Source organism: Streptomyces sp. WAC03905 (genome assembly GCF_057371075.1).
Window position 1 is genome coordinate 4130663 of sequence record NZ_JBXYDZ010000003.1, and the last position, 13616, is coordinate 4144278.

Sequence of the window (13616 nt, forward strand, 5' to 3'; positions counted from 1 at the left end):
GGAATACGAGGAAGGCCCCGATCGCAATGATCGGGGCCTTCTTCTCACAGAGCGGACGACGCGACTCGAACGCGCGACATCCACCTTGGCAAGGTGGTGCTCTACCAACTGAGCTACGTCCGCAAGCAGTGCACTGCCGGGGCAGTACGTGCATCACTCTACCCGATCCACCGGAGTGGTCGGAAAGTCATGCAGAGCGGGTGACAGGAATCGCACACTGCGCCTTCCCTCTGGAAGAGGGATGTTCTGCTACTGAACTACACCCGCACGACCTCGGAGGCTCTGACCTGCGGCCTCGCCCCTCGGCGTGATCCACACATTAGCCGAAGGGAGGGGGTGGATGGCAAATCGGCCCTCAGTGGGCCGCGTTGTAGGCCTCGTAGATCTTCTTGGGGATGCGGCCCCGCGGCGGCACGTCGTGCTGGTTGGACCGGGCCCAGGCGCGGACGACCGCCGGGTCGGGGGCGACCGAGGTGTGCTTGAAGGTCTTCCCCGAGCGCGACTGGCGGCGGCCGGCGGCCACGAACGGCTCCAGGCTCTTCCGCAGTTTCTTTGCGTTGGCCACATTGAGGTCGATCTCGTACGACTTACCGTCCAGGGCGAACATGACCGTTCCGCCGCTTCTCCGCCATCGATGTCGTCGGAGAGCGTGACCACTACGCGCTGCGCCACGGATATCGGTCCCTTCGTGCGACGCCGCCAGCTGCTGACGTGCGGCGATGTCGCCTGTTCGGATGTTTTGGGGCAATCCAACTTTCGGCCGGAATCCCGGTTGATTCCTTTGTACCCCGATTCCCATTGCATTGCGAAGCTCAGTTAATTCTCTCCGCGTGTCCCGCCGCAATGCCGGGTACGTGGTTTTCCTGGGGATTTTGCGAAGCGTTGGTGAAGCCGAAACGGCGCGGTGATCAAGGCCGTCCGATATCTACCCGCGTAGAAATTTCGGCCGGGTACGCTGATGGAACCGCCTTGCACCAACCACCTCATCGGGAGTGCCAGTGGCACGCGTCGTAGTCGACGTCATGCTCAAGCCGGAGATCCTCGACCCCCAGGGCCAGGCGGTGCAGCGTGCACTGCCGCGCCTGGGCTTCGAGGGCATCGCCGACGTCCGTCAGGGGAAGCGCTTCGAACTGGAAGTGGAGGGACCGGTCGACCAGGCCGCCCTCGACCGCATCCACAAGATGGCCGAAACGTTCCTCGCCAACACCGTCATCGAAGACTTCACCGTGAAGGTCGAGGCCTGACGGTGACCACTCGCATCGGTGTCGTCACGTTCCCCGGAACGCTCGACGACCGTGACTCGCTGCGCGCCGTCCGCCTCGCGGGGGCCGAGCCGGTCCCGCTCTGGCACCGCGACAAGGACCTGCACCAGGTCGACGCGGTCGTCCTCGCGGGCGGCTTCTCCTACGGGGACTACCTGCGCGCCGGGGCCATCTCCCGCTTCTCGCCGGTGATGGAGACCATCATCGAGCAGGCCAGGGCCGGCATGCCCGTCCTCGGCATCTGCAACGGCTTCCAGGTCCTCACCGAGGCCCACCTGCTGCCGGGGGCGATGCTCCGCAACAACCACCTGCACTTCATCTGCCGCGACCAGAAGCTGCGGGTGGAGAGCGCGGAGACCGCGTGGACCGGCGACTACACCGCCGGCCAGGAGATCTCCGTACCGCTCAAGAACATGGACGGCCGGTACGTCGCCGACGAGCGCACGCTCGACGAACTGGAGGCCGAGGGCCGTGTGGCCTTCCGATACCTGGACGTGAACCCGAACGGGTCGCTCCGCGACATCGCCGGGATCACCAACGCCCAGGGCAACGTCGTCGGTCTCATGCCGCACCCCGAGCACGCGGTCGAGCCGCTGATCGGGACCGGCGGCACCGACGGCCTCCCGTTCTTCACGTCGGTCCTGAAGAAGCTGGTCAGCGCATGAGCCTCGACACCGTCAAGAACGCCACCGAAACCCCGGACGCCTCCCAGCCCTGGAAGGAACTCGGCCTCAAGGAGGACGAGTACGCCCGGATCCGGGAGATCCTCGGCCGCCGCCCGACCGGCGCCGAGCTGGCCATGTACTCGGTCATGTGGTCCGAGCACTGCTCGTACAAGAGCAGCAAGGTCCACCTGAAGCAGTTCGGCGAGAAGGCGCCCGAGAACGACGCCATGCTCGTCGGCATCGGCGAGAACGCCGGCGTCGTCGACGTCGGCCAGGGCTACGCGGTCACCTTCAAGGTCGAGTCGCACAACCACCCGAGCTACATCGAGCCCTACCAGGGCGCGGCCACCGGCATCGGCGGCATCGTCCGCGACATCCTCGCCATGGGCGCCCGCCCGGTCGCCGTCGTCGACCCGCTGCGCTTCGGCGCGGCCGACCACCCCGACACCAAGCGCGTCCTGCCGGGCGTCGTCGCGGGCATCGGCGGCTACGGCAACTGCCTGGGCCTGCCCAACATCGGCGGCGAGGTCGTCTTCGACGCCTGCTACCAGGGCAACCCGCTGGTCAACGCAGGCTGCATCGGCGTCATGAAGCACGAGGACATCCACCTCGCCCAGGCCTCCGGCCCCGGCAACAAGGTCATCCTCTACGGCGCCCGCACGGGCGGCGACGGCATCGGCGGCGTGTCCGTGCTGGCCTCGGAGACGTTCGACGACTCGAAGCCCACCAAGCGCCCCGCCGTCCAGGTCGGCGACCCCTTCCAGGAGAAGCTCCTCATCGAGTGCACCCTGGAGATCTTCAAGGAGAAGCTGGTCGCGGGCATCCAGGACCTCGGCGGCGCCGGGCTGTCCTGCGCCACCTCCGAGCTGGCCTCCGCCGGCTCCGGCGGCATGCGCGTCGAGCTCGACACCGTCCCGCTGCGCGACGCGACGCTCTCGCCCGAGGAAATCCTCATGAGCGAGTCGCAGGAGCGCATGTGCGCGATCGTCGAGCCGCAGCACGTCGACCGCTTCATGGAGATCTGCGAGAAGTGGGACGTCATCGCCACCGTCATCGGTGAGGTGACCGAGGGCGAGCGCCTGGAGATCTTCTGGCACGGCGAGCAGATCGTGGACGTGCCCCCGGGCACCGTCGCCCACGAGGGCCCGGTCTACCACCGCCCCTACGCCCGTCCCGACTGGCAGGACGCGCTCCAGGCCGACGACGCGGGCAAGCTGCCCCGCCCGCAGACCTCCGAGGAGCTGCGCGCGCAGGTCCTGGCCCTGGTCTCCTCCCCGAACCAGGCCTCCAAGTCCTGGGTCACCGACCAGTACGACCGCTTCGTGCAGGGCAACACCGTCCTGGCGCAGCCCGAGGACGCGGGCATGGTCCGCATCGACGAGGAGTCCAACCTCGGCGTCGCCATGGCCACCGACGGCAACGGCCGCTACGCCAAGCTCGACCCGTACACGGGCGCGCAGCTGGCCCTGGCCGAGGCGTACCGCAACGTCGCCGCGACCGGTGCCAAGCCCCTGGCGATCTCCGACTGCCTGAACTTCGGCTCCCCCGAGGACCCGGGCGTCATGTGGCAGTTCGCCGAGGCCACCCGCGGTCTCGCGGACGGCTGCCTGGAGCTGGGCACCCCGGTGACCGGCGGCAACGTCTCGCTCTACAACCAGACCGGCGACGTCGCGATCCACCCGACCCCGGTCGTGGCCGTGCTCGGCGTGATCGACGACGTCAACCGCCGTACGCCGATGGCGTTCGCGGAGGCCGGCCAGCTGCTGTACCTGCTCGGTGACACCGCCGAGGAGTTCGGCGGTTCGGCGTGGTCGCAGGTCGTCCACGACCACCTCGGCGGACTGCCGCCGAAGGTGGACCTGGGCCGCGAGAAGCTGCTCGCCGAGATCCTGATCTCGGCCTCGCGCGACGGCATGATCGACGCCGCGCACGACCTGTCCGACGGCGGCGTCATCCAGGCGCTCACCGAGTCCTGCCTCAAGGGCGGCAACGGCGCGCGCGTCGTGGTCCCCGAGGGACTGGACGCCTTCACGTTCCTCTTCTCCGAGTCCGCGGGCCGGGCCGTCGTGGCCGTCCCGCGCAGCGAGGAGCTCCGCTTCACCGACATGTGCGGTGCGCGCGGCCTGCCGGTCGCCCGCATCGGCGTGGTGGACGGCGACGAGATCGAGATCCAGGGCGAGTTCAGCCTGTCCCTGGCCGAGCTCCGCGAGGCCCACGAGGCGACGATCCCGGCCCTGCTGGCCTGATCGGCGGCCCGAACGGCCCGAACACGACCGGGGCCCCGCACGGATCATCCGTGCGGGGCCCCGGCCGTGCACCGCCGAACCGGCCGTTGCGATTCCGTGGCACGACGGCCCTGGCGCCCGGACGAGCGCTCCGCATACTGACCGCGTGAGCATCGTCAAGCACCTGCCGGACGCCGCGATACCCGACGGCGGCGCCCCTCCCTGGCACGTCAAGGACGCCCAGCGCTGGCTCGACGCGCGCGTCCCGGCCCTCTTCGCTCCCGTCACCACCGGCTGGATCCTCGTGCCGCTGGTGCTCCTCTCGCTCTCCCTCCTGGCCCTGTCCGACTCGGACGCCCCCGGACGCGGCACCTCCTGGGCCGGCTACGTCCCGGTCGTCCTCCTGCTGTCCCTCCCCGCCTGGTACCGGTTCCTGCCGGCCGCCACCCTGCTGTCCGCCCCCGTGATCGCCACGGATGCCGTACGTGACCTCTCCGCGCTCGACCCCGCCGACGACGCCGGCCTCGCAAGCGCCGTACTGGTCCTCGTCCTGTGCGCCTGGGCGTTCACCGGGTCCGCGCTCCGGCTGCGCGCGCGGCGGCGGCAGCGCGCGCTGTTCCTCGCCGCCGCCGGGGGCACCCGCGCGGCGATCCCCGAGAACCTGCCGGACGGCCACCGCCGCCGCGGGCGGCGGCTCCTGATCGCCGGGGCGGCGCTGTGCCTGGCCGCCGGCGCCGTGCTGGCGTGGACCCTGGCGCAGGACCTCGGAGCGAGTCCGCAGGACCCCTTCGACGGGACGGACTCGCAGGTCACGGCCCTGCTCCTGCTCACCCCCGGCGTCCCGCTGCTCGGCCGGGGCCTCACGGCGCGGCGCGCCGCCCGGCGGCTGCACCGCGGGCCCCAGCCGGTGGTCCGCGTCGGAGTGCGCGCGGTCCTCCTCGGCCCGCTCTGGCTGGTCGCCGACGCCGACACCACGACCGCCCCGCCGCTGATCGCCTTCCGGGACCGGTTCGACGACCGGCACCGCCGCTCCCGGGCCACGACCCTCCTCGCCGGAGCGGCGGACCGGCTGCGCACCGACCACCACGACATCGACGCGCGCGCCGAGCCTTACGAGGCGGTGATGTACGGGGTGCCCTGCGAGGGCGCCGAGGTGATCCTGCGGCACGCCGTCTACGGCGACGACCGCACCCTCACCGACGCCGTCTGCGCCGTGCCGCTGATGCCCTTCCGCCGGCACCGCCTGCGCCCGTGGCGTCCGGCCCGCACCTCCCACACCCTCAAGCGGCGGGCCGAGGACGAGAAGCGCAGGCAGCGCGCGGCCGATCGGTCGAGCGGCTCGGGAAGTTCCTGCGGATCCTCCGGCGGCTGCGGCAGCAGCTGCTCCAGCAGTTGCGGCAGCAGCTGCGGCGGCGGCTGCGGCGGCGACTGATCGGGCAGACTGCGGGCATGGCACCCAGGACCCGCAAGTACGACGACGCCAAGATCAGGGCGGCCGTGATCGCACAGTTCGGCCATGTCCGACGGGCGGTCCGGGAGTTGGGCCCCGAGCAGCTGGAACGCCCCAGCGGGCTCGGGGACTGGACCGTCGCCGACCTCGCCGCGCACGTCGCCTGGATCGCGGAGTCGCTGGCCGCGGGACTCGCGCGGCCGCCCGCCGCCGTCCCCGAGCTGACCGCCGTCGAGTGGCCCTTCGCCACCGCCTCCCTGGCCGGGAAGATCTCCGAGGCGGCCCGGGAGACCCTGACCGGCGCCCCCCTGCCCGAGTTGTACGACCGGGCGGCCGCCGCCATGGCCCGGGAACTCGACGCCAACCCGGGCGGGCGCGTGCTCCGGCTGTGGGTCGGGGACATGACCCTGGCCGACTTCCTGGTCACCCGGACCGTGGAGCTGGTCGTCCACACCGACGACCTGAACCGCGCCGCAGGGCTGGACATCCCGGTCGAACGGCAGGCACTGGCCGCCTGCACCCGGCTGCTCGCCGACTCCCTCGCCCTGCGGGCGCCCGGCGGGTCCGTCGAGGTGCGCATCCCGCCCTTCGCGGTGGTCCAGTGCATCGAGGGCCCGCGGCACACCCGCGGCACCCCGCCGAACGTGGTGGAGACCGACCCGCCGACCTGGATCCGGCTCGCCACCGGCCGTACGACCTGGGCCGCGGCGCTCGACGGAGCCGGCGTGCGGGCCGGCGGCGAACGCGCCGACCTGTCGGCGCTGCTGCCCCTGATGAGCTGAGCGGGGCCGCGGAGATGAGGGAACCGACCACCCGGCGCATCCGTCCCAGGGACATGTGTACCCTCCGGCACGTCCACATCCCCGCGGGGCTGGCCCTCGTACTCGCCCTCGCCGCGGCCGGCTGCGGCCAGGACGGGCAGGGCGCCGGCGCGGGCGCGGTGCTGCCCGACCCCGTGGGCCGCTGGTCCGTGGAGTCCCTGACCACGGGCGGCCGCACCCTGCACGCCCCCGAAACGGCCCGTCTCGACATCGCCGAGAAGGAGATCAAGGGCAACTACGGCTGCAACGGCTTCACGGCCACCGCGGCCTTCGCGGGCACCTCCGCGGTGACCGTGACGCCCGGCGCCACGACCACCATGGCCTGCGCGGACATGGAGTTCGAGACGGCCTTCGCCAAGCTGCTCACCGGACGGCTGACCATCGACCGCGGCCCGGACCGGCTCACCCTGAAGACCGCCGACGGGAGCACCATCGCCATGACCTCGGAGCCGGCCGTCCCGGACGCACCGCTGACCACGGTCGAGTGGACCGTCCAGTCCCTGATCAGCGGCGGGTCGGTGTCCTCACTGCCCGCCGGGGCCGCCGGCACGGCCAGGTTCACCCTCGCGGCCGACCTGACCGCGAGCGGCACCCTCGGCTGCAACCGGTTCAGCGCCCCGGTCACCCGCGACGGGGACCGGCTCACCTTCGGGCCGCTCACCACCACGCGGATGGCGTGCGACGGCCCGGCGGGCGAGGTCGAGCGGAAGCTGACCGAGCTGTTCGCGAGCGGCCCGCTCACCTCCAGGATCGAGGGCCGCCGGCTGACCCTCACCGCCGCGGACGGCGAGGGCCTGGTCGCCGAGGCCCCCTCCGACGCCGAATAGCCCGGAAGCCCGACACGATCTAGACCGGATAGGGCAGCAGGCCCGCGTCCACGGCCTCCCAGGCGGCGCGCAGCTCCGCCAGCCGGGCCGGTTCGGCGGCGGCCCGGTCGGCCTGTTCGCGGATGTCCGCGGCCAGGTTGAACAGCTGGTCGCGGCCCGCCTTGCCGCGGTAGTACTTCCAGTCCCCGCGGCGCAGCGCCCGCTCTCCGCGGACCCGCCAGAACAGGTCCCGTTCGGGGGCCTTCTCGCCGCGCAGCAGGTACCCGGCCAGGCTGGCGCCGTCCAGCGGGTAGGCCGGGTGCGGGCGGGCGCCGGCGATCTCCAGCAGGGTCGCGGTCCAGTCCGGGCTGAACACCGGCACGTGGCTGACCTGCCCGCCGTCCAGCCGGGCCGGCCAGCGCACGATGTTCGGCACCCGGATGCCGCCCTCCTGGAGGGAGGCCTTGCTGCCCGACAGCGGCCAGGTGCAGGAGAACCGCTCACCGCCGTTGTCGCTGGAGAACACCACGACGGTGTGCTCCTCCTGTCCGGCCCGCCGCAGGGCCTTCAGCACCTCGCCGACCGACCGGTCGAGGTCCTCGACCATCTCCTTGTACTTCTCGACCGAGCCCCCGTCCTGGTGCCACAGGGCGCGCCCGTCGCCCGCCCTGATCCGCCGGACGATCTCGGCGCTCTGCGCGGTGTCCCCGTCGGCGATCCACGGCCAGTGCGGGGTCGTGAAGTTCAGGTTCAGCAGCCAGGGCCGGCCGTGGTGGTCGCGGGAGACGTACTCGCTCGCCCGCTCGGTGATGATCCGCGTGTAGTAGCGCAGGTCCTTGTACTCGGCGTCGCCCTCGTAGAGGTCGTACTCGCCGCCGAGGCCCAGCTTGGAGTAGTACTCCAGGGCCCCGCCGAAGTTGCCGAAGAACTCGTCCCAGCCGGACTTCGTCGGGCTGTGGTCAGGCAGGTGACCGGCGTGCCACTTGCCGATCAGCGCGGTCGCGTACCCGGAGGCCTTCAGCAGCGAGGCCAGCGTCGGGTGGGTGGGCTCCAGCCCGGCGGACCTGTCGGCGATCGGCTCGGCCAGCCCGCCCCTGGTCCGGGCCGGGTAGCGGCCGGTGTAGAGGCTGAACCGGGTCGGCGAGCAGGTGGCGGAGCCCGAGTAGGCGTCGGTGAAACGGACGCCCTGGCGGGCGAGCCGGTCCAGCTCGGGGGTCTCGATGTGCGGGGAACCGTAGGCGGACAGGTCGGCCCAGCCCAGGTCGTCACCGAGGATGAACAGGATGTTCGGGCGGCGCGAAGGGCGGCTGCGGGCAGCCCGGAACTCCCGCTCCCGGGGGCCCGCCTCCCGCTCCCCGGCGGCCCGGGCGGGGGTCGCGCCCAGCCCCACGGCGGCGGCCGCGGTCACACCGACGGCGCCCGTGAAGGCACGCCGGGACAGTTCGTTCTCGTACGAAGACACAGGTACTCCAAGGCGCGGTCCGCCGGCCGGCTCCGGGCGGGGCGCGGGACGGCGCGCGGCACGGGGGAGCGGGGCGGGGCGGAACGGAAAAGGGAAAAGGAGAGGAAGAGTTGTGACTACGCGCAGCGGCGACAGATGGCGCTCGCGACACGGACGAGGTCCACGTGCCGGCGCTCGACGAGGGTGACGGCGCGGTCACCGAGAGGCTGCATGGACCGAGAGCCTGTACGAATGCCTTCGTAGGTGTCAACAAGGTGATCGAATACCGAGACGGAGGCGTCCCGTCACCCTCTGTGCTGTGACATTTCCCGGCCGTCCCCAATTCGGACCAGTGGTCGATCTCGCCTACACTCGGGAGCGTGCCTCGTGGTGATGGACGACTCAACCACGACCTGCTCCCCGGCGAAAAGGGCCCCCAGGACGCTTGCGGCGTCTTCGGTGTCTGGGCTCCGGGTGAAGAGGTCGCCAAGCTCACCTACTTCGGACTGTATGCGCTGCAGCACCGTGGACAAGAGTCCGCGGGAATCGCTGTGAGCAACGGTTCCCAGATCCTCGTCTTCAAGGACATGGGACTCGTTTCCCAGGTCTTCGACGAAACCTCCCTCGGTTCGCTCCAAGGTCATATCGCGGTCGGTCACGCCCGCTATTCGACCACCGGCGCATCCGTGTGGGAGAACGCGCAGCCCACTTTCCGCGCGACCGCCCACGGCTCCCTGGCCCTGGGTCACAACGGCAACCTGGTGAACACCGCCGAGCTCGCCGAGATGGTCGCCGACCTCCCCCGTCAGGACGGCCGTGCCACCCAGGTGGCCGCGACCAACGACACCGACCTGGTCACGGCCCTGCTGGCCGGCCAGGTGGACGACGACGGCAAGCCCCTGACCATCGAGGAGTCGGCCGCCAAGGTCCTCCCTCAGGTCAAGGGAGCCTTCTCGCTGGTGTTCATGGACGAGGGGACCCTCTACACCGCCCGTGACCCGCAGGGCATCCGCCCGCTGGTCCTCGGCCGCCTGGAGCGCGGCTGGGTGGTCGCGAGCGAGACCGCCGCCCTCGACATCTGCGGCGCCAGCTTCGTCCGCGAGGTCGAGCCGGGCGAGCTCATCGCGATCGACGAGAACGGTCTGCGCACCTCCCGATTCGCGGAAGCGAAGCCCAAGGGCTGTGTCTTCGAGTACGTCTACCTGGCGCGCCCGGACACCGACATCGCCGGCCGGAACGTCTACCTCTCGCGTGTCGAGATGGGCCGGCGCCTGGCCAAGGAAGCCCCCGTCGAAGCCGACCTGGTGATAGCGACGCCGGAATCCGGCACGCCCGCCGCGGTCGGATACGCGGAGGCCAGCGGGATCCCGTACGGCTCGGGCCTGGTCAAGAACGCCTACGTCGGCCGGACCTTCATCCAGCCCTCGCAGACGATCCGCCAGCTCGGCATCCGCCTGAAGCTCAATCCCCTCAAGGAAGTCATCCGGGGCAAGCGCCTGGTGGTCGTGGACGACTCGATCGTCCGAGGCAACACCCAGCGCGCGCTGGTCAAGATGCTCCGCGAGGCCGGTGCGGCCGAGGTCCACATCCGGATCTCCTCGCCGCCGGTGAAGTGGCCGTGCTTCTTCGGCATCGACTTCGCCACCCGGGCCGAGCTCATCGCCAACGGCATGACGGTCGAAGAGATCGCCACGTCGCTGGGCGCGGACTCCCTCTCGTACATCTCGATCGACGCGATGATCGAGGCGACGACGATCCAGAAGCCCAACCTCTGCCGTGCCTGCTTCGACGGCGAGTACCCGATGGAGCTCCCCGACCCGCAGCTCCTCGGCAAGCAGCTCCTGGAGACCGAGCTGGCCGGCGGCGCGGACGCCGCCGACGCGCTCCGTCGCCCGTAAGTCCCCGGCTCGACCTGCGCGGGGCCCTGTCTTTCAGGCTTTTCCCAGGGCCCCGCACCAACCGCAGTAACGACACGAAAGCTCTCTCCTGTCATGACAGAGAAGACCACCGGTGCCAGCTACGCAGCCGCGGGCGTCGACATCGAAGCGGGAGACCGCGCCGTCGAGCTGATGAAGGAGTGGGTGAAGAAGACGCAGCGCCCCGAGGTCCTCGGCGGCCTCGGCGGGTTCGCCGGCCTCTTCGACGCCTCCGCCCTCAAGCGGTACGAGCGCCCCCTCCTCGCCTCCGCCACCGACGGGGTCGGCACCAAGGTGGACATCGCCCGCCAGCTCGGCGTGTACGACACCATCGGCCACGACCTGGTCGCGATGGTCATGGACGACATCGTCGTCTGCGGCGCCGAGCCGCTCTTCATGACCGACTACATCTGCGTCGGCAAGGTGCACCCCGAGCGTGTCGCCGCCATCGTCAAGGGCATCGCCGAGGGCTGCGTGCTCGCCGGCTGCGCCCTGGTGGGCGGCGAGACCGCCGAGCACCCCGGTCTGCTGGGCCCGGACGACTTCGACGTGGCGGGCGCCGGCACGGGTGTCGTCGAGTACGACCGGCTGCTCGGCGCGGATCGCATCCGTACGGGTGACGCCGTCATCGCGATGGCGTCGTCCGGCCTTCACTCGAACGGGTACTCGCTGGTCCGTCACGTCCTCTTCGACCGTGCCGGCATGTCGCTCGACCGTCACGTGGAGGAGCTCGGCCGGACGCTCGGCGAGGAGCTGCTCGAACCCACCAAGATCTACTCGCTGGACTGCATGGCCCTCACCCGTACGGCCGAGGTGCACGCCTACTCGCACATCACCGGCGGCGGCCTGGCGGCGAACCTGGCCCGGGTCATCCCGGACCACCTCCACGCCACGGTCGACCGTTCGACCTGGACCCCGGGTGCGATCTTCGACCTGGTCGGCAAGGCCGGGCAGGTGGAGCAGCTGGAGCTGGAGAAGACCCTGAACATGGGCGTCGGCATGATGGCCGTCGTTCCGCAGGAGTCGGTGGACGTGGCGCTGACCGCGCTGGCCGACCGGGGCGTCGACGCCTGGGTCGCGGGCGAGATCCTGGACCGCGGCGACCACACCGAGGGCGCGGCCCTCACCGGTTCCTACGCGAGCTGAGCAGCACTGAAACCCGGCCCGGGGCTATGCCCTGGACCGGGTTTCAGTCTGTGCCGTGTCGTGCAGACGCCTCAGGGCGTCAAGCGCCGCGACGCTGAGCCGACGGACCGGACTCGTCGTCCTCGTCGTCGTCATCGCTGTTGTAGAGATCCGCGTACCTGGCGTACGGGTCGTCGTCGTCATCCATCTCGTCATCGACTTCGACCGGCTCGCTGATCTGCAGCGGCTCTGTCGGCGATGCGCCCAGCTCATTGGCCAGACGCGAGAGGTCAGTCCCGCCGCTGTTGTACTTCAGCTGGCGGGCGACCTTTGTCTGCTTGGCCTTGGCCCGGCCGCGCCCCATGGCTCGACCCCCTCGGTGACGGGGCTCGACGGCCCCAGAGTCTGACACGCGTTCATGGTTCGGAGCGGGCTCTCCGTGGAGAGACCGTCCGTAGGGGTTTAACGGTACCTGCTTCCGCGGCCATACGGTACGCCGCCCGCATGACGCGCCCCGGTGCAGAACCAGCAAGGCGCCCCGTCCTCGCTGGTCAGCTGCGATTTTAACCCGTTCCTGGCGGGCGACCCGCCGAAGTGCAGTGAGTTCCGTCTCGCCGCACGCCGGCGGGCCTTCCCCAGGGCCCCTAGGAGGCCGTCACCGGGAGGGTCCGGCGGCCGTCGGCCATGCGCTGCTCGGCGATCCGGTCGGCCGCGGCGGCCGGCGGAATGCCGTCGGCCTTCGCACGAGCGAAGATCTCCAGCGTGGTGTCGAAGATCTTCGTGGCCTGCACCTTGCACCGGTCGAAGTCGAAGCCGTGCAGCTCGTCGGCGACCTGGATGACCCCGCCCGCGTTGACCACGTAGTCCGGGGCGTAGAGGATGCCGCGGTCCGCGAGGTCCTTCTCGATGCCCGCGTGGGCGAGCTGGTTGTTGGCCGCGCCGCACACGATGGTGGCGGTGAGGGCCGGGACCGTCTCGTCGTTCAGGGCGCCGCCGAGCGCGCACGGGGCGTAGATGTCCAGGCCCTCGACGCGGATCAGGGCGTCCGTGTCGGCGACCGCGGTGACCTTGCCCGGGTGCTTGTCGAGGATGCGCTGCACCGACTCCTGGCGGACGTCGGTGATGACGACCTCGGCGCCGTCCTCCAGCAGGTGCTCCACCAGGTAGTGGCCGACCTTGCCGACGCCCGCGACGCCGACCTTGCGGCCGCGCAGGGTCGGGTCGCCCCACAGGTGCTGCGCGCTGGCGCGCATGCCCTGGAAGACGCCGTAGGCGGTGAGCACCGAGGAGTCGCCGGCGCCGCCGTTCTCGGGGGAGCGGCCGGTGGCCCAGCGGGTCTCGCGGGCGACGACGTCCATGTCGGCGACGAAGGTGCCGACGTCGCAGGCGGTCACGTATCGGCCGCCGAGGGATTCGACGAACCGGCCGTAGGCCTCCAGGAGTTCCTCGGTCTTGATGACGTCGGGGTCACCGATGATCACGGCCTTGCCGCCGCCGAGGCCGAGACCGGCCATGGCGTTCTTGTAGGACATGCCGCGCGAGAGGTTGAGCGCGTCGCGCACGGCCTCCTCGTCCGAGGCGTAGGCGTGGAAACGCGTACCACCGAGGGCGGGGCCCAGGGCGGTGGAGTGGATCGCGATGACGGCTTTCAGGCCGGTGGCTCGGTCCTGGCACAGCACGACTTGCTCGTGGCCGCCCTGCTCCGTGCGGAACAGGGTGTGCAGGACGCCGTCGGTCATTTCGGTCACGGTGGTGACTCCCATGGAAGAGATGCGGCGGGAAGACGCCCCCCTGCGGGTGGGGGAGGGCGTGCTGGGAGCAGCGTAAGACCTGTGGGCCGGATGGGGGTGACCTGTCCGGGGATCGAAACACTCCCGGAGTACGGGAGGGGGCCGGGCCGGTGGC

Annotated in this window: 12 protein-coding genes, 2 tRNA genes and 1 pseudogene; 8 read left to right on the forward strand and 7 right to left on the reverse strand. The window is 71.0% G+C overall.

The genetic code is table 11. The annotated features are described in order from the left end of the window. Positions 1–50: 50 nt before the first annotated feature. The 3 genes and pseudogenes from AC2RP6_RS21215 to AC2RP6_RS21225 all read right to left on the reverse strand — a co-directional run bounded on the left by AC2RP6_RS21215 (position 51) and on the right by AC2RP6_RS21225 (position 672). Positions 51–123 (reverse strand) — tRNA-Gly (locus tag AC2RP6_RS21215). A gap of 72 nt (positions 124–195) precedes the next feature. Continuing rightward, a tRNA-Gly gene (locus tag AC2RP6_RS21220) sits at positions 196–267 on the reverse strand. An 88-nt stretch (positions 268–355) separates the two neighbouring features. Continuing rightward, positions 356–672: pseudogene (locus AC2RP6_RS21225) on the reverse strand (histone-like nucleoid-structuring protein Lsr2). A 320-nt stretch (positions 673–992) separates the two neighbouring features. Here AC2RP6_RS21225 and purS point away from each other — a divergent pair. From purS to AC2RP6_RS21255, 6 genes are all read left to right on the forward strand, one after another. Further along, on the forward strand, positions 993–1244 hold the full coding sequence (gene purS, locus AC2RP6_RS21230; RefSeq protein WP_008740952.1) for a phosphoribosylformylglycinamidine synthase subunit PurS: 252 nt from the start codon (positions 993–995) through the stop codon (positions 1242–1244). 2 nt (positions 1245–1246) lie between these two features. After that, the gene (purQ, locus tag AC2RP6_RS21235) at positions 1247–1927 is read left to right on the forward strand and encodes a phosphoribosylformylglycinamidine synthase subunit PurQ (RefSeq protein ID WP_486447619.1); all 681 of its coding nucleotides are present in this window, start codon (positions 1247–1249) and stop codon (positions 1925–1927) included. After that, positions 1924–4173 carry a phosphoribosylformylglycinamidine synthase subunit PurL gene (gene purL / locus AC2RP6_RS21240; protein WP_486447620.1) on the forward strand — a complete coding sequence of 750 codons (2250 nt, stop codon included), beginning with the start codon at positions 1924–1926 and terminating at the stop codon, positions 4171–4173. The genes purQ and purL overlap by 4 nt, the downstream gene beginning before the upstream one ends. A 145-nt stretch (positions 4174–4318) precedes the next feature. Further along, positions 4319–5584, forward strand: a complete 1266-nt coding sequence (locus AC2RP6_RS21245) for a hypothetical protein (RefSeq protein WP_486447621.1) — start codon at positions 4319–4321, stop codon at positions 5582–5584. A 17-nt stretch (positions 5585–5601) separates the two neighbouring features. Further along, positions 5602–6384, forward strand: a complete 783-nt coding sequence (locus AC2RP6_RS21250; RefSeq protein ID WP_486447622.1) for a maleylpyruvate isomerase family mycothiol-dependent enzyme — start codon at positions 5602–5604, stop codon at positions 6382–6384. 53 nt (positions 6385–6437) lie between these two features. Then, positions 6438–7250, forward strand: coding sequence for an META domain-containing protein (locus AC2RP6_RS21255; RefSeq protein ID WP_486447623.1), 813 nt, complete (start codon positions 6438–6440; stop codon positions 7248–7250). A gap of 19 nt (positions 7251–7269) precedes the next feature. Here the strand turns inward: AC2RP6_RS21255 and AC2RP6_RS21260 are convergent, their stop codons facing one another. Together AC2RP6_RS21260 and AC2RP6_RS21265 are read right to left on the reverse strand one after the other, a co-directional pair. After that, entirely contained in the window at positions 7270–8691 is a 1422-nt protein-coding gene (locus AC2RP6_RS21260) for a sulfatase-like hydrolase/transferase (protein WP_486447624.1), read from the reverse strand. A gap of 116 nt (positions 8692–8807) precedes the next feature. Beyond that, positions 8808–8903 carry a putative leader peptide gene (locus AC2RP6_RS21265; protein ID WP_323188240.1) on the reverse strand — a complete coding sequence of 32 codons (96 nt, stop codon included), beginning with the start codon at positions 8901–8903 and terminating at the stop codon, positions 8808–8810. A gap of 147 nt (positions 8904–9050) precedes the next feature. On the opposite strand from AC2RP6_RS21265, the gene purF reads away from it, so the two are divergent. After that, complete coding sequence (gene purF / locus AC2RP6_RS21270; protein WP_486447625.1) at positions 9051–10568, forward strand: amidophosphoribosyltransferase; 1518 nt, start codon at positions 9051–9053, stop codon at positions 10566–10568. A 93-nt stretch (positions 10569–10661) separates the two neighbouring features. Continuing rightward, on the forward strand, positions 10662–11732 hold the full coding sequence (purM, locus tag AC2RP6_RS21275; protein WP_486447626.1) for a phosphoribosylformylglycinamidine cyclo-ligase: 1071 nt from the start codon (positions 10662–10664) through the stop codon (positions 11730–11732). A gap of 79 nt (positions 11733–11811) precedes the next feature. Here the strand turns inward: purM and AC2RP6_RS21280 are convergent, their stop codons facing one another. Then, complete coding sequence (locus tag AC2RP6_RS21280) at positions 11812–12075, reverse strand: DUF3073 domain-containing protein (RefSeq protein WP_486447627.1); 264 nt, start codon at positions 12073–12075, stop codon at positions 11812–11814. 280 nt (positions 12076–12355) lie between these two features. After that, on the reverse strand, positions 12356–13474 hold the full coding sequence (locus AC2RP6_RS21285; protein ID WP_079025728.1) for a Leu/Phe/Val dehydrogenase: 1119 nt from the start codon (positions 13472–13474) through the stop codon (positions 12356–12358). Positions 13475–13616 lie beyond the last annotated feature (142 nt).